The following is a 19,409-nucleotide window of genomic DNA, read 5'->3' on the forward strand; positions in this document are numbered from 1 at the left end:
CGGTGAGACAGAGTTGTGATTGCAATTATTGGCATTATGCAGCTCTGATCACAGGGTAAAACAGAACGATATTCTAGAGAACGAGAGAAAGGAGCGCGAGAAATGGCAGAATTCTATTATCAGGACCCGTATCCTCTGGGCAAGGATGAAACACAGTACCGCAAGATTGCAGACTCTGAGAAATATGTAAGCATAGAGACTTTCAACGGTGAAGAGATCGTTTCAGTTGATCCTGAAGCGTTGACAGTGCTCGCCAATGAGGCGATGCGCGATGTTTCTTTCCTGCTTCGCTCAGCTCACAATCAGCAGGTAGCTAAAATTCTGGATGATCCGGAAGCTTCCACCAACGAGAAAGGTGTTGCCCTCGCTTTTCTGCGTAACGCAGAAGTAGCATCCAGATTTGAGCTGCCAATCTGCCAGGATACAGGAACAGCGACCATCGTCGGTAAAAAGGGCCAGAATGTCTGGACAGGAGCAAATGACGCGGAAATGCTCTCGAAAGGGGTCTTTAAGACCTACACTGAAGAGAATCTGCGCTACTCCCAGACGGTCGCCCTGGATATGTATACCGAAAAGAATACAGGCACCAACCTGCCTGCGCAGATTGACCTCTATGCCACCCAGGGACACCAGTATTCGTTCCTCTTTGTCTGCAAAGGTGGTGGTAGTGCCAATAAGACATATCTCTTTCAGGAAACAAAGGCGCTCCTGAACCCGGAAACGTTGAAATCGTTTCTGGTGGAGAAGATGAAAACTCTTGGTACAGCTGCCTGTCCGCCATATCACCTGGCATTCGTTGTTGGCGGTACAAGCGCAGAGACCAACCTGAAGACTGTAAAGCTTGCTTCAACCAAGTATTACGATGCGCTGCCCACCACCGGCAATGAGTATGGCAGGGCATTTAGAGATATTGAGCTTGAAGACCAACTCCAGAAAGCAGCAGAACAACTCGGCATCGGGGCCCAGTTCGGCGGCAAGTATTTCACCCATGATGTACGCGTCGTTCGTCTGCCACGGCATGGCGCCTCCTGCCCTGTGGGAATGGGCGTTTCCTGTTCCGCAGATCGTAATGTCAAAGCCAAGATTACCAGTGAAGGCCTTTTTGTCGAACAGCTCGATAGTAATCCAGGCAGATTGATCCCGGAGAAATACCGCGGTAAGCATGAGCATGGTGTGAAAATTGACCTGAACAGGCCGATGAAGGAGGTCCTTTCTGAGTTGACGCAACACCCTGTCGGTACTTCATTGCTTCTTACCGGCACTATTGTGGTAGGGCGTGATATCGCCCATGCGAAATTCAAAGAGTTGCTCGATGGCGATAAGCCCCTGCCTGAATACCTGCAACAGCACCCCATTTATTATGCAGGGCCGGCCAAGACGCCTCCCGGTAAACCTTCAGGTTCCTTCGGTCCGACCACAGCAGGCAGAATGGACAGCTATGTGGACCTGCTACAGACCAATGACGGTTCCATGATCATGATCGCCAAAGGTAACCGTTCTCAACAGGTTACTGACGCCTGTAAGAAACACGGTGGATTTTATCTTGGCTCGATCGGTGGTCCGGCAGCGATCCTTGCTGAAGAGAATATAAAGAAAGTTGAATGTATCGATTATCCGGAGCTTGGTATGGAGGCGGTCTGGAAAATCGATGTGGTTGACTTCCCGGCATTCATCCTGGTTGATGACAAGGGGAACGACTTTTTCTCTGAGTTGATGTAAATGCCCTGACACTGTTATTGATCATCACGTCACAAAGGCGGCATCGGATTTTCCGGTGCCGCCTTTTTTTATGCAGATTCACCTGTGAGGCCGGCGTGGATTTCTCATCAGCTATGAGAGTGTTGAGTTCTTACGTTTCTGGTTCAGGATTGGTGAAAAACTCAGAACAAGCGAGGTCAATATAGGATAAATTGGAAATAAGTTGTAAATGATGCATTAGATAGATAGGATTATGGTGTCGACTTGCAAATTAATATAAATATTATTGGACTGTTGAGTGAGTCTGCAGGTTGGAGCTCGAGGTGATGCGAGGGTTTTGTCATTTTGCGGAGAATGAGAATCCTCTGGTATATAGACACGCTAAAACATTTGGGGACATAGATTATGCAGAAATGGCTGAGCGAGGGCTTTAGCTGGAAGTTTGCTCTGGTGTTATGTGTTCTTGTTGGTTTAGCGTATCATTTTCTGGTCCTGGAACGGGCAAGGGTCGATCTGAAGATAGTTACCAAGACTGAATGCAATTTCAAAATTTACTGGGCTGAAGCAGGGCAGGACTTCGCGGAGAAAAGAATGGCCAGGATACGTATCAGTCCAGGCCGGGAACAGTACAATTTGTCCATGCGCAGCCTGAAAAATATCGAAAGACTGAGAATTGATACCCATGATTTTACGGGAACAGTGGCACTGAAACATTTAGTAATTACTCAGCCAGGCCACAAACAAATACGGATGGTTTCAGAGAGCGCTTTAAAGCGAATGAAGCCGAAGAATGATGTGAAGAACCTCACCCTGGTGAAAGGCGGGGTGAAAATTGAATCTTCAGGTAATGACCCTACTTTCGAAGTGACCTTGTATCCGGCTGAGGTTCAGGCAACAAGTCGCATTGATGAATTTTACCGGGTGGCGATACTCTGCTGTATAATTCTTGCTATATATGCAACGGTAACGAGTTTTGGTGGCAATTACTCCTATGTGATCCTTTGCCTGGTGGTGGCGCTGGTGCTGGTAACAATTATGGCTATAACCAGCAAAAGTAATGTGCATCCCGATGAATACGTGCACGTTGCTGCGCTGAACTACTATAAGAGCCATTGGCTCCCACCGGAAATACTCGACGAAAAGGTACAAAGTACCTACAGCCCGTACGGGGTGTCGAGATTGAATACCGATGAAATCTATTATTTTGTCGCCGGTAAGTTTGCTTTTGCTTTTGAAAAAATGTTCGAGAACCCATATACCGCAGGCAGGATGGGCAATGTGATGCTGCTGCTGGCGATCATTTTGTATCTGGTCAAGGTTCAGCCAGCGAGGATAATGGCATTACCTCTCCTGATATCACCACAGATCTGGTATTTGTACAGTTACTGCAACTCTGAAGCATTTGCCTTGACGATAATGTTCTTTACCTCATGCCAGGTCGTCCTGCCGGACAGCACACTCCGGAAATATTTTGAGCAGAAAAGTCTGCCGCGTTGGCTGGTACATGGTGTCACCGTCGGATTACTCCTCGGCTGCCTACTGCTGTTAAAGAAAAATTTCTATTTTTATACGATATTTTTCGGGATAGTGGCCCTGGTCTCCTTTTACAATCTCATCAATGAGGCTGAGCCGGAAGAGAGAAAGATCCTCTACAAAAAGCTTGTTATCCTTACCCTCATGAGCGTTTCTCTGTTTGGCAGCAAAAAGCTCGTCGATTATCAGGTCAACGGACTGCACAAGAGCCTGCTGATCAATGAAGCGATTGCAGCGTATGCCAAACCCTTTTTACGGCCGGATGCAGAGGCGGGCGTGCAGATGCAGAATATGATGCTGAAGAGCAAAGGGGTAACATTTACAGAAATAATAAGAGATTACAGGTGGGGGGAGAGGTCATTCAGGTCATCTTTTGGTGTCTATGGATATCTTAATACTCCGGCCTCGGAATTTATATATGGTGTGTTCAGGGTTTCCGCACTCTTGCTTGCTTGTTATTTCTTCATAACAATTTTTGTCAGGGGTTCAACGATAAACAAGCGCTATGCATTAACTGCCCTGGTGATATCTGGCCTGCTGGTTTGTGTCTCGGCCTACCATTCTTGGACTGCGGATTTTCAACCACAGGGAAGGTACCTGTTTCCCATTGCTGGTATGCTGTTCATTCTCTGTGGGCAGAATATGAAAGTATTGAGTGAACGCTGGTTGAGTTTGCTGGTGGTATGGATGTTTTGTTTATCTACCTATTCATTTATAGCCGTGGCATTGCTGAAACTGCCACGTAATTATCTTTTGTAATAGTTTTACTCAGTGATACAAAAGAGTTGGCGGAGGAATAACTTCCCGGTCAACGAGCATTCGGGCTAACCTATCGCCATACGCACAGTGCCTCTCTTTAATAATCTTGCAGTCTTCATTCATTTTAAGGGTTGAGACTATATGATATTCCTTATATCATAGCATTTTCAATGGCTCTAGGTTGTTGAAAAATCACGATTCTTGCAGTGTCTGTTTTTTTATTTCAGGCTCAAAATAATCGTCTTTTTTTTCAGGAAACATCATTTCCCAATGGAAGTGTTTTCTGTTTCCTCAAATTTCGAAATTTTCACTTCTGGGATTGTACACCAGGACGCAAGGTGGTCAGCTCGCCTGTGGAGACGACAAAATCGTTTATTGTCTGCTTTCCTGAAATACGATCACCCAAAAAAAGATAAAAAAAGAGGAGTAAAAGAGATATATGGACCCTCAGTTTTCTGTTCGTTTTGCGGAACGCATGAACCAGCTCCCTCCATACCTTTTTGGTTTGATAAACAAAATGAAGATGGAGAAGCGTTGGAGAGGTGACGACGTTATTGATCTCGGCATGGGCAACCCGCTTGATCCCGCTCCGACGCCGGTTACCGAAAAACTGTGCGAGGTTGCAATCGACCCCAAGAGCCATCGTTATCCGGTGGCAGGCGGAATGAAGAATCTTAAACGGGAGATCGCCCTCTATTATAAGAGAAATTACGACGTTAACTTAAATGGCGAAAACGATGTGATTTGCACCATCGGCTCAAAGGAGGGTATCTCGCATCTCAGTCTGGCGCTGCTTGGCCCGGGAGATACCGTGCTTGTTCCTGCACCTGCATTCCCGATTCACGTCTATGCTGCTGTAATTGCTGGTGCCAACGTGCTGCGTATTCCGCTGAGTTCTGAAGACACCTTTCTTGCCCAGATAGATGAGATGGCAAGATCGCTCTATCCCGGACCCAAGTTGTTAATGCTCAACTTTCCGCATAACCCGACCGGCAAGTTGGTAACTAAGGAGTTTTTCGCAGAGGTAGTCAAACTTGCGAAAAAATATAACTTCATGGTTATTAACGATTTTGCCTATGCCAAGGTAACATATGATGGCTGTGTGGCACCGAGTTTTCTTGAAGTACCCGGCGGGATTGACGTAGGCGTGGAGTTCAGCTCTTTTTCTAAATCGTACAATATGGCCGGCTGGCGTCTTGGCTACTGTGTAGGTAATCAAAATATTATCGAAGGACTGGCCAAGATCAAGGGCTATTACGACTATGGAATTTTTTCAGCGATTCAGGTGGCGGGTATTGTAGCCATGCGCGATTGTGATGATTCCATCACCGAGCAGGTCGAGGTATACCAAAAGCGTCGTGACGTTCTCTGTGACGGTCTTGTGCGTATGGGCTGGGAGGTAGACGTGCCAAAGTCCGGCATGTTTGTCTGGGTGAAGATCCCTGCACCGTATGATCGCATGGGCTCTGTTCGTTTCTCTGTGGAAATAATGGACCGTGCCAATGTTGCGGTATCCCCGGGCGCTGGCTTTGGTGAAGAGGGCGATGGATATATTCGTCTTGCACTGGTGGAGAATGAACATCGCACTACCCAGGCGCTCAAACAGATCCGCAGAGCCTTGAAAGACATCGACCAGGAAGTTGAAGCGGGCACCTTTGATCTTGACCAGAGAGAGGTGTAATTCTCTTTAGGTAAGTGGATATCAATAGTGCAGGCAATTCCAAGGAAGCCGGGTAATAGTTGCTGTTACCCGGCTTCCTGTATTTCATCATAGGTATCGCCCATAAACTTTAGGCGAATCTCCCTGACTTCATCAATATTCTCAATAAATACCCTTACCAGTTCGGGGTCGAAATATTCCCCGCTTTCTTTCTGCAGATATTCGAGCACCCGCTTTTCCGGCCAGGCTTCTTTGTAGCTACGCTTATTCGACAGGGCATCATAGACATCGGCCAGCGTGGTGATACGGGCGAAAATATGAATTTCCTCACCTGATTTACCCTGTGGGTAGCCGGTGCCATTCCATCGTTCGTGGTGCTGATGAGCAATGTAACGTGCAGCTGCCAGTAGCTTTCTATTTGAAAACTGCAATATACTTTTACCGATGCTGGTATGTTGCTTCATCGTTGCAAAATCAGTGTCCGAAAGCTTATCAGGGCTGTTGAGGATGGCGTCCGGAATAGCGATTTTGCCAACGTCATGGAGGGGGGAAGCCATCTCAAGCAGATCAAGATCTTCCTTAGGCAGGCCAATTTTTTCACCAAGCAAGCGTGAGATTTGGGCCACCCGCTTGACGTGATTGCTGGTCTCGTTGGACCGGCTTTCAATGACTTCGCCAAGCGTTGTTACCAACTCGCGTTGGGTGTCGATGATTTCCTCTTTCAGACGTAGGACCTGTTGGCTGGTCTTATTGATTATATGCTCCTTATTAAGCATTTTAGCAATCAGCGCCAGGATTGTGGTCAGGATGAGTATTATAATAGCCCCGGGTAGCAAGACCTCAATATGTTTATCGATAAAGCTCGGAGGCTTGTTAATGAATTTGACGCCTTTGGGGAATGTGGATAATTTGATGCCGTACCTGCCCGCAACCTCGTAATCGATTATGAACTCAGCCACGTTACTTTTTTCGGACAGGTCTGTTAAAGGTTTGCCGTTGATTAAATCAAGCAGGGCTGTCGCTCCAGCTACCCCAAAATTGTAGCCTGAGAGCACAGCGCCTCCCAGTGTGCCTCTATTAAGTTGGAAATTCCAGGAAACGAAGATTGGCGCGGGAGAGACCTGTGCCAGAGAGCGGGCTACTCTCCCTTCAGAAAAGCTGTTACCTGCAGCATCCTTGAAGAATGGGAGGAGGTAATATATATCGTCAGGGCTACCCAGTGCCACCTGGGCAATCAGCTCTTCAAATGAAAGAGTGTTCAGGTAATGAAAGGTGATTTTGGTGGATAGCTGCTGCTCGATTTGTTGAATTTCAGAGATAAAGATGTTACCGGTAGTTGTGGTATCCACGATTATATAGCAATTTTTTGCTTTGCTCTGCAGCCGTATTGCTTCCTGCAGGGTTGCCAGGTGAGATGCATTTTCTTTAATGGCATAGGTTATCCCTTGAGGCCATCTCCTGTCACGATAGCCATTGATGCCAGTAGCCAGTATTGGTATATCACCAAACAAATCATGACCGTATTTCGACAAAAAAAGCATAGCGTCGTTGTCTGTAGCTAATACGCCGTCAAATTGAACTCCGCCGAATTTTTCTTGTAAAATCTTCAAGTAATATTTGTAGTATTTGTCGGTATCCAGACTCTTGCTGTCCATATAGGCGAAGCGGACAGTATTGCTCATATCCAGCTTCTGGAAGACTGACATAGCCCCTTTTTGCTGAGAATTAGTCCAGCTGAAATCAGCCCCATAAGAGTTGAGAATAAGAAAGTTTTTACCCATGATCTGCATGTTGTCCGATCGTGCCCAGAGGGAAAACGGAACCGTCAGCAAAATGAGCAGTAGTATTGTTGTCTTAAAGAAGAATAGAGTTCGAGATCTGTCTGACATCAGCAGTCCCCGTGTCTGATTGTATATCTATTCCGGCAAGGCCAGGTTGAATAAGGTGTGATTGTAACGCTAGTAGTCAAAAATGCTGTAAGGATAACAGTAAGCAGCATAGCATATTTTGGCATCTTGAGAAGTAAAGAGCTATGCCGTCTTATAAAACCGGAAGTGGATTTGTCAGATAGTTGAACAATTAAGTATCGGAAATATCGATTTGACAAATACAATAAACAGATATAAAAAACATGAAAAAGTATTGACTGAGGCCAGCCGGTTTATTCTGTATTGTATAAAAACCTGGGTGTATCGAGGTTTGCACATTCTGGAGAAAAGTGTCTTGATACGATATCTGTTGTGTTCCCGAACATTTGACAAGCAACTGAAGGCGATGCGGCGCTCAGGGCGAAAGGGTGAGTGGGCGGCCATGCAATGCGAAGTGCTGCTCGACAATATACGAGGAAGAGGGATTCTCGCCGACGAGGTGTACTGCAAGAGAACCAAGAACGGCGAATACCGAATCAGTAATTGCGTAAAATATGATCTCGGCAATGGATATCGGCTGGTGACTGTACGCAACGGATCATATCTCTTCATACCCTTCGCAGGTACACACGATGAGACTGATCAGTGGTTGGATCGTCGAAAACATTATGAATTCAGGTCGGGTAATCCCGCATACAGAAAAGAAACTATTTCTGCAAAAGGATACCATGGTAACAGTTGTCGACCGAAAAATGAGGATAAAAATGAAGAACTTGATGATCCATATGAAGAACAGATAATGACGAGGGTCGATGAAGATATGCTCCGTCAGATCTTCATGGGCTTGTACGGCGCTAATAAGCAATAATTGGATATTCCGCAAAGATCGAAAAGGCCCCACTTGCAGCAATGGGAGTGGGGCCTTTTTTGTGTTATGAGCGTATTCCGCCCTGGTGGGACTACTCAGCGAGAATCAGGGTCTCGGTTGAGTGATAATGGAAATCTGCCAGTAGCAGTTTCTTGCGAAGCTGGGAGGGACGTCTGACAGCGAGCCCCACTACTTCAGCGCACTCATAAGCGGCCATGGCAATGGCTGCATACGGCAGGGTGCCGAGAGTGGCCTCACCACCTTTTTTCGGAGCAGTATTGGGGTCACCGTACACTAGTTTCAAGCCGGGGTCTTCCGGGAAGATCACCGTAGCCTGGCCGCTGGCACCACCTATGGCGGCAGAAACCATGGGGATGTGCTTTTTGCGGCAGATGTCTTCAAGCACGAACCTGGCGCTTATAGTGTCGAGACAGTCGACAGCTATTTCACCATCACCGATAATCTCCTCACCGTTTTCTGCGGTGAGAAACTGTGTGATGCATCTGGTTTCAACTGCAGGGTTAATACTTTTGACTCGCTTTTCACCCACCTCGGCTTTCATCTGGCCCAGCACATCCGTACTGCTCAGTAACTGTCGGTTGAGGTTACTGTCTTCAAAATAATCACCATCGACAAGGGTAAGCCTCCCGATACCGATTCGTGCAAGGATTTCAGTGACAGTTCCCCCCAGTCCACCTTGACCGATCACCACAGCATGGGAGTTGAGCAACCGAATCTGGTCATCACAGGAGAGAATTTTTTGATTACGAGCATACCGTTCAGGAACAATTTCCATTGCCAGTGCTGCCAGCTGTATTTCCCTATGAGAATGACCGGTTTGCATGGCCAGATCACGTTCCTGGGCAAACAGAAGCGCCTGGTATGGAGTTTGATCCGGGCGGAGCCGATTTTCCGCGGCAGCTTCAATTTTACAGCGCAGCTCATCTGAAACGATAGTTTTGGTATTCACCTGCATTTCTGAATGTATCCGGTAGTGGAGATTGAATCCCTTGAAATATATCAGTTTCTTCTAGTGTAGAGTTACCTGGAGGCTCTTGAGAACATTTAGCCACGCTCTCAAGAGCCCTGCAGGTAATGCGCATAAAGCGCAGTACCTGCCTAGAGTCTTCTTCGGTCTTTCAGGGATAAAAACTGCCATGATTTATTGTAACAAACTTCGAAGCTGACACTGCCTGAATTGATAATAACGCCTGATTAGATGGCGGAAACCGTTTTGCGAATATCTTCGTCTTTCAGTATCTGTTGGGCTATGTCACTCAACTGGTCATTGAGAATCTTTTCGAGTTGGGCAATTTTGGGTTTAGTGACAGTCTCCTTAGTTTCTTCCCTGTTGTATTTTTTAGTGAGAGTTCTGGTACCGTTCACAACTTTAAGGGTGATCACGCTTTTTGCATGGATGTCATGGAGAATTTGTGGTTGGTCTACCTTTACCAGCAACTCGTTGATTTCCACGGTCATATGTACACGTGCAGCGGGGTTTATGGCTAGCCCCTGGCCTTCGAAGCCTCTCGAGAGGGATTCCTTGAGAATAATTTGCGGAGGTGTAAGAGTCGGTAGCTCTGAGGTTATTTCGTCTTTGACCGTATAACGAATAACTTTTTTGTCGTTTCGTAGATCTGTGCCCTGGATATTTGCTGCAGCATTCTGGTAAAGGGTGGCAGGCTGAGCACCAATTCTCAGGTCGAGGTTGGCTGTTACCGGTTGCTTGGTAGCGCATCCGGCCAAGAGTAGAGCAAGGGCTATTGCTGCAAGTCTTTTCATCTGTCTCTCCATATCTCGATAGTATTGTGCGGTGTTGCATCCATCGTCATTAACCATGGCCTCGAATATACCATAGATCTCTTTGAATTCGAAAAAGAATTGGCAGATTCCGTCCTTGGAACCCGGAACGGTGTATTTGCTGTAGTGGCTATATATACAGATGATTCGGCAACGAAACACCCAGGAGCTGCCACTGTATGTTCATACCATTGTGGGAAACGTGTAGATATCATATAAATAAAGAGAACGTAGCGGAGTGGTTGTAAATCAGGGTCGTCATACATGCCTGAAGGGTAACTGTATGGAATATAAAGATTACTATAAAATTCTTGGTGTATCGAGGGATGCCAGTCAGGATGAAATCAAGCGGGCTTACCGAAAGCTCGCCCGCAAATATCATCCGGACGTGAATAAAAGTGAAGATGCCGAGGTTCGATTTAAGGAAGTGGGGGAAGCCTATGAGGTGTTGAAGGATAAAGAAAAAAGGGCAGCGTATGATCAATTTGGCAGTAAATGGAAAGCTGGTCAGGATTTCAAACCACCTCCAGGGTGGGATTTTCGGGAATTTACCGGCGGTCATCGCTATACCAGTTCTTCAACGAATGGTTTCAGTGATTTCTTCGAGGCGCTTTTCGGAAGGGGCCATAGAACAGGGGAGAGTGACTTTTCATTTTTTCAAACGGGTGGCCTTAACCGGGGACGCGATATTCATGCGAAGCTGGCTATCAGGCTCGAGGAGAGTTTTAGTGGTAGCAGAAAAACAATTTCCCTGAACAGATCGTCACCACATGGATTTGGGTACGGGGGTGAGACTACCTCGCTACAGGTATCCATCCCGAAGGGTATAATTGAAGGGCAGCAAATACGGCTCGAAGGGCAGGGGGAGTTGTTGATGGAGCACGGTCCTCGGGGGGATCTCTTTCTAGAGGTTGTTTTTGAAAAACACCCATTTTTTACGGTGGTAAAACGTGATGTTTCGATGGTGTTACCAGTGACACCCTGGGAGGCCGCTCTTGGTGCGAAGTTGAAGGTCCCCACCCTTGGTGGGCCAGTGGATTTAAATCTGCCGGCTGGTTCACAATCCGGCAGAAAATTACGATTAAAAGGAAAAGGGCTCTGCAGTCGAAGTCAGAGCGGAGACCAATACCTCATTATTGAGATTCATACGCCCAGGGTTGAGAATAATCGGCAAAAAGAATTGTATGAGGAGATGGCACGAATAATGCCCTTTAATCCACGTATTACATTTAAGGTGTGATATGGCTGGCGAAGAAAAATCAGACAGGAAAGTTTTGAAGAACAGGCAGGACGTAGGCAAAAAAGAGCCTACTTTGCTCGATGAAAGCGTAACATATACCTTTACCGAGCTTTGCAATGTCTGCAAAGTAGGCGATGAATTTGTCTTTGAAATGATTAACGAGGGAATTATTGCCCCCATCCGTGCGGCTGGAGCCTCGCCCAGGAGCTGGATGTTTTCGGCAACAAACATCAAAAAAGTGCAGATGACCGTGCGATTGCAGGAAGATCTGCGAGTGAATTTGCCAGGGGCGGCATTGGCCATAGAGTTGCTGGAAGAATTAGAGCAGTTGCGGAACCGGGTTGGGGAAGAATAGCCGTATATTCCGATCTTATTGGTTCGAATGAGCGCAAATTGGAAACATCGTAGGTGGATATGGAGTAAGGGAAAGTGATTTCAACAGCATTGAGCATGGCCTCTGAGGTTGACCATGCTCAATGCGGGTTTGGAAAAGCATCTTAAAAGGAATTACGAGGCCAGAATGAGTGTACCCGTAATAAGAAGATGCCTGAAAATATATATGAATTATCATTATCGGCAACCTAATCTGCGATAATTGCCAAACAATAACAATAAATAACACAGGATGGGTGGATGCGTACTATCTATACTGCCTGACGTGAACCCCGAATTATCCGTTTCTCAGTGATGACAAGATCCAGCAGCTCATCATGATCCTGTAGCGGAGCCCGCTCGATAATCTGTGTTTCAAAAGCCAGTCCGACGCGTAGGGCATTGGGGTTGGCTGAGACGAATCTGTCGTAAAATCCCCCGCCATACCCAAAGCGCCCGCAACGTTCATCAAAAACAGATCCCGGCAGCACGATCATATCGATATCCATGGGGTTAACATAGTTGCTTGTAAGGATTTCTTTTTTGGGCTCAGGTATATCGCAATAGCCTGGAGTCAATTCCTCAGTGGGATTCGTAATTGATATGGCATCGAGCCTGCGTTCCTCTACATATGTTATTGGCACCGAGACTTTTTTTCCCAAACGTATAAGTGCATGCAGGAGTGGTAAGGTTTCTACTTCGCTTCGAAAACTTACGTAAAGAAAGATATTATTCCTTTCAGAAAGCTCCGGGAGTGAGAGGAACGATTGCTCTATGGCAGAACTTTTTGAGACAATCTCAGCCCTGGTGAGTGAGTCACGTTTGCCAAGAATATCTTTTCGCAACTGTTTTGAGTCATTCATGTTATTTCCTGTTTTGAAGTCATTAACCAGTGCAACTGCGTGGGAGTAGAACCTTATAGCCTTTGAATAATGTAAAGATAGGTTGGAACCCGACTGAGTACTTTCAGACGATTGAAACCAAATGTTTTAGATCGTGAAGGTTGACCAAATTTCAGCGGTGACAGGTAGACACACCCCTTCGGTTTAACCCGAGGCAGGGATTCGCGGACCAGTTCGAGAAAGGCAGGGAGATGTGTTTGAGGCAGATCTTCATCGAGAACAAAATTGGCTGTAATCTCAGTTTTGCTGAAATTGTCATTGATATCCTGGATGCGGGCAAAGGCATCTGCTACCTGAGCTGAAGTGATTGGTTTGCCAAGCAGGTCGAGTGTGGCCTGGTCATGGGACTCAAGCCCGATATTGATGTAAACCTGAAAGGGTAATTGCTCAATTTCCCGAAAAAAGTCGTCGGGGGTATTCAGCAACGATGAAACAGAACCAAAGAGATATGCGCTACAGCCATGTAAGAATGAGGCGGAGAGATTCAGTTTCTCTTCAGCGGATTTGAGGGTGTACAATATCAGCTTGGGTCCGGCATTCAAGGCGTCATGCTCGCCCAGGAAAAGGCCGTTGTAATTGATGAGGTCATCCCTGTATATACGCATCAACCCATCTAGTTGATGATCAATTTCTGCTGGAGATTTGGGGGCAAATAGTCGTTTGTTTTTGACTTCACAAAACCTGCACTTGTATAGGCAGCCAGTTGCAACAGTAATAGGGATAACGTTGTAATCAACGTGGCGTGCATCAGGTGGTAATACGGTTGAGCGTCCACCGCAAAGGGTAAACAGGTTATCAGCCGTCTGTTGCAGTCTGTCAGCATTGTTCGCTAACGCTTTTTCAAGAAAGGAAACGATGTCTTCTGGGAGATTGCTTTCTCTGGTCAGGATCTCTTCAAGGCACCTCGGCCATGAATTGATCAGCTCTTGCAGGCAACCGTTCTGGAAAGGAGCGCCTCCAAGCATTCCATTGGTTTTGTACGGCAGGTTCGGGAGGTAATATTCACCCGTAGCCTCGTAAACACCGGTATAGCCACCAGTGGAGTAATAGATCCAGTCGTTGCCCATGTTGCGTTTAAGCCATTCATGGGGATGGGGCCAGTCTGCCCCTTTACCCCGGGCACGAATTATCTCGTTGTTAAGGTTGAAGTGCAGCACAAGGTCCCGGGTTTCAACTTCAGCATAGATACCGCTGAAAACGGGATAGCTCATTTTGACATACTTTGCAGACCCCATTTTCCGGAGGCTGATCTGTACGGTATCAGAAGTGAATGTTGTTGTTGGCTTCATCTGGAACCTGTGAAAAAAACTATCCGATTTCCTCGGTTTTATTGAACCCTGTAATGTGCTATAACTGGTCTGCAATATAGCAAATTTATCTTTACCATGCAGGAGTATTCTTTATGGATCATTGTAGTACTCACCATGACCGTCCGGCACAATATTATTGTTCGAAACACAAAGTTGGCTTGTGCGAGGAGTGCCTGCATTGTCTCGATCCTGAGATTTATTGCACATTCCGCACATCTTGTCCGATCTGGTTTTTGCACAAGGAGCACAGACGCGAAGCGCGTCGAATTGAAGAACAGCGGAGAGGGGACAAATAAAAGGTAAAAGCTTGAATTTTCAAGGTTCCGCCAGCGTGCCGGACTATTTATAGTGATAGCGTACATATAACTCTGCCAGCTTAGCATACATCATCATGCCGGCAGTACGGCGTATCAACCAGCTGATGCCGTAAATGAGATCATGAATCAGAATTGAATCCTTCAAACTGCTGCCTGCCCAATAGAAGTAACTCTTTTTCCACGCCCTAATTTCCATATAATGAAAAGGTCAATAAGCCTTAGCTACGTATTTTATCATAAAAGCAGCACTTTAATCAGCAGCAGGTTCACAGGTCGGCTGTACAAGTGAAGTGCAAAATTGAATGATTTCGAAGGGCAATAATGAAAAAGAGAATTCAGTATACAATGGCCTCAGTACTGTGTTTGTTGGTTGCGTCATTGGCCTGGGCTGAAATGCCTGAGCCAGGTCTGGATGCGCTGTGGATCTATATCTCCAGGACATCAACTTACAGTTCCTGGGGATTCTGGCCGGATCACCAGGGAATGCGGGAAGGCAGTGCGCCGCATCGTCCGTTACATAAAGTGTATGTCAACGAGGCGGGACTCACCTCTGCGAAGCCTCTGGTGAATGTTGGTACGATTGTGGTAAAGGAAAATCATAATGAGGCCGAAGAACGTCAGGCCCTTACCGTTATGTATAAAATTAAAGGATATAACCCGGAAGCTGGAGACTGGTTTTGGGCAAAATATGATACAAACGGTAAAGCTGATAGGTTCGGAAAGCCCGCAGGTGGTATAAGTTGCCATGGTGGCGCTGCCGCTGGTGATTATATTCTCATCCACAGCTTTGATTAGCATTGAACTGTTTCTTTTCGGCAGCAGCCGATGTATTCAACATTGACTGTTGTCGTTATTATCCAGACATGCCCCTCCCGGAATTGCTCTCTTTTAAGCCAGTATCTCTCATCATCACTGATCGCCCCCTTGAGGGGATTTTTCGTGACAGTGAATTACAATATCACACCAGACTAAAACAGACACTTATAATAAACCAGAAGTGGTTGTTTGTCAGGGTGTGTTGTTCGCAATATAGCGAAAGTACACATTTTTTTGTTTGTGCTTGCACAAGATATTGCTATCGGTTAATTATCTCTATGTTGGTGATACTTAACATAAAAAAGTTGCTGGTATTATGGGGCGTTTGTCCTGCCTGGAGATGTGTACCTGTCGTACCTGCCGACTATAAATTATGTGATAGACAATGTATCCCCCATATTTTTGTGAGAGCTTTTCCATGTAATATTCTTTTATCGGGAAAAAAATGCACAGACGACCTCACATATCCCCTTCATTATCTTCGAAGCTGAACTTTAAAGCTCAGTATGTCGTTTGTCTATATATTCTGTTTTGTCATATTGTTACTATTTTGTCTGATGTATTTTGCTTTCATTCAGATTTTTTTACTTGATGCGGTTACCTGTTGATAGAATGATTTGAGTTCGCAACTTGATACTATATATTTATATTCCATATTAACTGGATTTTAATGTGAGCAATATATATTGATGTTAAATATTAATACGATATACAGAACATCTTTTGGCTGAGGCAGATTAAGCGAGGATATCCAACGTGGTGCGGAAACCCCGCAGGTATAAGAACCAATCAGTAACCAGTGTGAGTTTGTTATGGATAATAGGTTTTCCGATGAAGAAAGGGCATTTTTCAGGAAGTTGAAAGATGAGCGATCCAACGGCTGGATAACTATTCTTCTCCCGCTCCTGATATTTTTTATTATCGTTATAGATATCTATTCCGGTAACAGTACACCAAGCGAGTTGTTATTCTCTCCTTATATCATTATCGGAATAGTCGGTTTTTGTCTGCTGTATCTAGCATCACAGGTTATTTCAGAATTGCGCTTTCGTAAACATTATCTGTCACATAGATCACCAAAATCAATTACCTTTATGTTCTTACGTATCGGGTTTTATCTGGTTGTTGGCATAGGATTTTACTGGGTGATCAGGTATGCACTAATATAAGTAATTCCGATTATGCCCGGATATTCATTCCTGGTAGTATCTCCCATCCTTCTGTCTTCTGACCTACTCCCCGCAACACACACAAAAAAGACTGACCCGCAGTCTCGGTTTTGGGCTTTCCTGCGTCTTTCCCCGGATGTGCGCTAATGTCAGCTGAACTGGCAATACAAATTGTCTCAGCGATAAAAAAGTCTGGCGTACGAGTCGGTCATTTTCTGATTTTGCTTCGAACTGATACAATATTTCATGGAGCATTCTGTGAGTTAGTTCACCAGTCATAGACTGGTCTTCGACCAGCTAAAAGATTGCTGATTCCGAATGGTTTGTTGTAAATATTAAATTATGCCAGAGGTTGTAGTGGCACTATCTGGTATGAAGATAATATGAATAGGGAAAATCTATGCAGCCAAAGAATGCTTTGCCAGAGCAAGTTGGCGTATTAGGGACTTTTGCCGGCGTTTTTACTCCTTCCATCCTTACCATTCTCGGCATAATCCTTTTTCTGCGTCTTGGCTATGTGGTAGGTAGCACAGGCTTGATGTATGGTTTGCTCATCATTGGGTTGGCTAATAGTATATCGGTGCTGACTGCCTTTTCCCTTGCGGCGATTGCCACAAATTTCAAAGTGAAAGGTGGAGGCGATTACTACCTCATCTCACGCACCCTTGGCCTCGAGTTTGGAGGGGCGCTGGGATTCGTGCTCTTTCTTGCCCAGTCGGTCTCAATTGCCTTTTATTGTATTGGGTTTGGTGAAGTTGTCGCTGGCTATTTCCCGGGTGGTCCGTCAAGTCTCCCTCAAATGATCTCCGCGCTTGCAGTGGCTCTTCTGTTCCTTTTAGCCTGGGTTGGTGCCGACCTGGCCACGAAGTTTCAGTATCTGGTTATGGCATTTTTGGTGCTGGCTCTGACTTCATTTTATATCGGGGGAGTAGCGAACTGGGATAGTGGGTTGTTGGCCAAAAACCTCGCACGTCCACAAAATGCCGCACCATTCTGGGTACTATTCGCTATTTTCTTTCCAGCGGTTACCGGTTTTACCCAAGGGGTAAGCATGTCGGGAGATCTGAAATATCCTGAAAAAAGTTTACCGCTTGGAACATTTGTGGCTGTAGGACTGTCCATTGTAGTTTACGTAACCATAGCGATTCTTTTTGCAGCCAGCAGACCGCTTACTATACTGCAGAACGATTATGGTGCGATGGCTGATATTGCGTACATGGGTATCTTTATCGATGCCGGTGTCATTGCAGCCACTCTTTCATCTGCCATGGCCTCATTTTTAGGTGCGCCGCGCATACTGCAATCCCTCGCCAAAGATAAAATATTCCTTTTTCTGAATCCTTTTGCCAAAGGCAGTGCTGAAACGGACAACCCTCAAAGAGGAGTGGCTTTGTCGGCTGCTATTGCTTTTGCAACTATCGCTTTAGGTGAACTCGACCTGATAGCCCGGTTGGTTTCGATGTTTTTTCTGATTTCTTACGGGTTGCTGAATTACGCAACCTATTATGAAGCAGGAGCCTCCAGCCCTTCCTTCAGGCCGCGATTCAAATGGTACCATAAAAACATCAGTCTGGCCGGGGCCGCAGCGTGTCTGGGGGTGATGTTGGCCATAGATTGGGAATATGGTATTGCGGCTATCGCTATTCTTTTTGCCATATATCAATATTTGCGGAGAACCACCCGTCCGGCTCGTTGGGCCGACAGTCAACGTTCCCATAATTTACAAAAAGTACGGTCTCTTCTTCTCGAGGCAGGTTCGGACCCTGATCATCCAAGGGACTGGAGACCATATATTCTGGCCTTCTCTGCCACCAGGGAAAGAAGGGGAAGGTTGCTTGAGTTTGCAAGCTGGCTTGAGGGAAAAAGTGGTTTAACCACTGTGGTGCAATTTATTGAGGGAGAAGGGGCGCAAAGTCGTAAAAGGAGGCTTGAGGCGGCTGCTGAATTGAAAAGGGAAGTGGAAAGTCACCGGCTTGACATCTTCTCACGAGTAATTGCCAGTCCTGATGCTCTACTATCCCTGGACGTGCTTATTCAGTCGTTTGGTTTAGGTCCCATAAAAGCGAACACAATACTCCTCAACTGGCTTGAAGATAAAGATGATACTTCCGTTGCCCGCACAAGGAATTATGTGAAATATCTTAGGAGTGGTTATCGAGCGGGATGCCATCTTGTAATTTTCAAAGGCGATCAGCGTAGCTGGGATGAGGTTGAACTTGTCGAGCCTGAAAAACGGAGAATAGATGTCTGGTGGCGAGGTGATGCAACGAGCCGGCTGATGTTGCTACTGGCATATCTCACTACCAGAGATAAGCGGTGGGATGGTGCTACCATTCGGGTACTGGCTACCAATTATTCTGACCTGTCGGAAAAGAGTCTTGCTGATCTGCAGCAAACCATAGGTGAAACACGCATCAATGCGGAAATGATCCTGGTGGAAAATGCAAATCATCACTCTATCTCAAAATATTCTGCTGATGCTGAACTCACCTTTATGGGGGTTACCATAAGAAGCGAAGGTGTATTTGATATATTTGGCGATAATGTCCAGATTATCGAACACACCAATGGTTTGCTGGCACTGGTGCAGGCCGGACAGGAAGTCGATCTGGGTGCAGAACCGGAAGAAGGGGAGGCGGGTGATCTTGCTGAAGCGCAGGATAATCTCGACCGCCTGAAGCAAAGATTGAAAAAGGCTGAAAAGGCTGCTGCTGATGCGGCAGCTAAAGCCAGGACGGAGATGGATAAGATAGAGCTCGGTGGCTCAACGCTCGACCAGGATCTTGTCGATCAGTTGCGACTCGCCCTGCAGGCACGTGAAAAATCGGAACTTGCTGATAAGAGAATGGCTCGTGAACAGGCTAAAGTCGATCTGGCAATCAAAGAAGCTGAAGGAGGAACTTCAGAGCTTAAAGACGATGAAGCAGAGAATACAGAACACGATAATCCGGAAGATGGGGGCGGAGTAGATCGCCAATGAATTAGGATACCAAGAACCTGCATCCGGTGGTCTTACGCTTTGGTGTTTCCAAGAAGTGTTCAATCAGCTATGATGCCGATTGACGTTGACTCTGAAACCTCTTGTTCGCACCTGAAC

The 19,409-nt window shown here is 46.1% G+C and carries 14 protein-coding genes; 8 read left to right on the forward strand and 6 right to left on the reverse strand.

Annotated features, from left to right (window positions below; translation table 11 throughout):
• Window positions 1-102: 102 nt before the first annotated feature.
• From FCL45_RS13680 to FCL45_RS13690, 3 genes are all read left to right on the forward strand, one after another.
• A complete protein-coding gene (locus tag FCL45_RS13680) occupies window positions 103-1,719 on the forward strand; it encodes a fumarate hydratase (RefSeq protein ID WP_136795920.1) in 1,617 nt (538 codons plus the stop codon).
• A gap of 384 nt (window positions 1,720-2,103) precedes the next feature.
• Window positions 2,104-3,990 carry a hypothetical protein gene (locus tag FCL45_RS13685; RefSeq protein ID WP_136795919.1) on the forward strand — a complete coding sequence of 629 codons (1,887 nt, stop codon included), beginning with the start codon at window positions 2,104-2,106 and terminating at the stop codon, window positions 3,988-3,990.
• Window positions 3,991-4,429: 439 nt separating this feature from the next.
• Window positions 4,430-5,671, forward strand: a complete 1,242-nt coding sequence (locus tag FCL45_RS13690) for an aminotransferase class I/II-fold pyridoxal phosphate-dependent enzyme (RefSeq protein ID WP_136795918.1) — start codon at window positions 4,430-4,432, stop codon at window positions 5,669-5,671.
• Between the two features lie 65 nt (window positions 5,672-5,736).
• Here FCL45_RS13690 and FCL45_RS13695 read toward each other — a convergent pair whose 3' ends face one another.
• Window positions 5,737-7,539 (reverse strand): HD domain-containing phosphohydrolase, encoded by a 1,803-nt coding sequence (locus FCL45_RS13695; protein WP_136795917.1) that lies wholly within the window; start codon window positions 7,537-7,539, stop codon window positions 5,737-5,739.
• 334 nt (window positions 7,540-7,873) lie between these two features.
• On the opposite strand from FCL45_RS13695, the gene FCL45_RS13700 reads away from it, so the two are divergent.
• Window positions 7,874-8,386, forward strand: a complete 513-nt coding sequence (locus tag FCL45_RS13700; protein WP_136795916.1) for a hypothetical protein — start codon at window positions 7,874-7,876, stop codon at window positions 8,384-8,386.
• Window positions 8,387-8,477: 91 nt separating this feature from the next.
• Here the strand turns inward: FCL45_RS13700 and FCL45_RS13705 are convergent, their stop codons facing one another.
• Complete coding sequence (locus tag FCL45_RS13705) at window positions 8,478-9,356, reverse strand: HesA/MoeB/ThiF family protein (protein WP_167495665.1); 879 nt, start codon at window positions 9,354-9,356, stop codon at window positions 8,478-8,480.
• Between the two features lie 245 nt (window positions 9,357-9,601).
• Window positions 9,602-10,168: a YajG family lipoprotein gene (locus FCL45_RS13710; RefSeq protein WP_167495664.1), complete on the reverse strand. Its 567-nt coding sequence runs from the start codon at window positions 10,166-10,168 to the stop codon at window positions 9,602-9,604.
• 301 nt (window positions 10,169-10,469) lie between these two features.
• On the opposite strand from FCL45_RS13710, the gene FCL45_RS13715 reads away from it, so the two are divergent.
• Together FCL45_RS13715 and FCL45_RS13720 are read left to right on the forward strand one after the other, a co-directional pair.
• Window positions 10,470-11,426, forward strand: a complete 957-nt coding sequence (locus tag FCL45_RS13715) for a DnaJ C-terminal domain-containing protein (protein ID WP_136795913.1) — start codon at window positions 10,470-10,472, stop codon at window positions 11,424-11,426.
• A 1-nt stretch (window position 11,427) separates the two neighbouring features.
• On the forward strand, window positions 11,428-11,781 hold the full coding sequence (locus tag FCL45_RS13720) for a chaperone modulator CbpM (RefSeq protein ID WP_136795912.1): 354 nt from the start codon (window positions 11,428-11,430) through the stop codon (window positions 11,779-11,781).
• 289 nt (window positions 11,782-12,070) lie between these two features.
• Here the strand turns inward: FCL45_RS13720 and FCL45_RS13725 are convergent, their stop codons facing one another.
• From FCL45_RS13725 to FCL45_RS24890, 3 genes are all read right to left on the reverse strand, one after another.
• Window positions 12,071-12,661 carry a 5-formyltetrahydrofolate cyclo-ligase gene (locus tag FCL45_RS13725; RefSeq protein WP_136795911.1) on the reverse strand — a complete coding sequence of 197 codons (591 nt, stop codon included), beginning with the start codon at window positions 12,659-12,661 and terminating at the stop codon, window positions 12,071-12,073.
• Window positions 12,662-12,714: 53 nt separating this feature from the next.
• Entirely contained in the window at window positions 12,715-13,989 is a 1,275-nt protein-coding gene (locus tag FCL45_RS13730) for a radical SAM protein (RefSeq protein ID WP_228721331.1), read from the reverse strand.
• A 360-nt stretch (window positions 13,990-14,349) separates the two neighbouring features.
• Window positions 14,350-14,472: a hypothetical protein gene (locus FCL45_RS24890; RefSeq protein ID WP_267313991.1), complete on the reverse strand. Its 123-nt coding sequence runs from the start codon at window positions 14,470-14,472 to the stop codon at window positions 14,350-14,352.
• 176 nt (window positions 14,473-14,648) lie between these two features.
• Here FCL45_RS24890 and FCL45_RS13735 point away from each other — a divergent pair, with 176 nt between their 5' ends.
• A complete protein-coding gene (locus FCL45_RS13735; protein WP_136795909.1) occupies window positions 14,649-15,122 on the forward strand; it encodes a cytochrome P460 family protein in 474 nt (157 codons plus the stop codon).
• A 1,590-nt stretch (window positions 15,123-16,712) separates the two neighbouring features.
• Window positions 16,713-19,292, forward strand: coding sequence for an amino acid permease (locus FCL45_RS13740; RefSeq protein ID WP_136795908.1), 2,580 nt, complete (start codon window positions 16,713-16,715; stop codon window positions 19,290-19,292).
• Window positions 19,293-19,409 lie beyond the last annotated feature (117 nt).

Source organism: Desulfosediminicola ganghwensis, from assembly GCF_005116675.2.
GTDB classification, from domain to species: Bacteria; Desulfobacterota; Desulfobulbia; order Desulfobulbales; family Desulfocapsaceae; genus Desulfopila; species Desulfopila ganghwensis.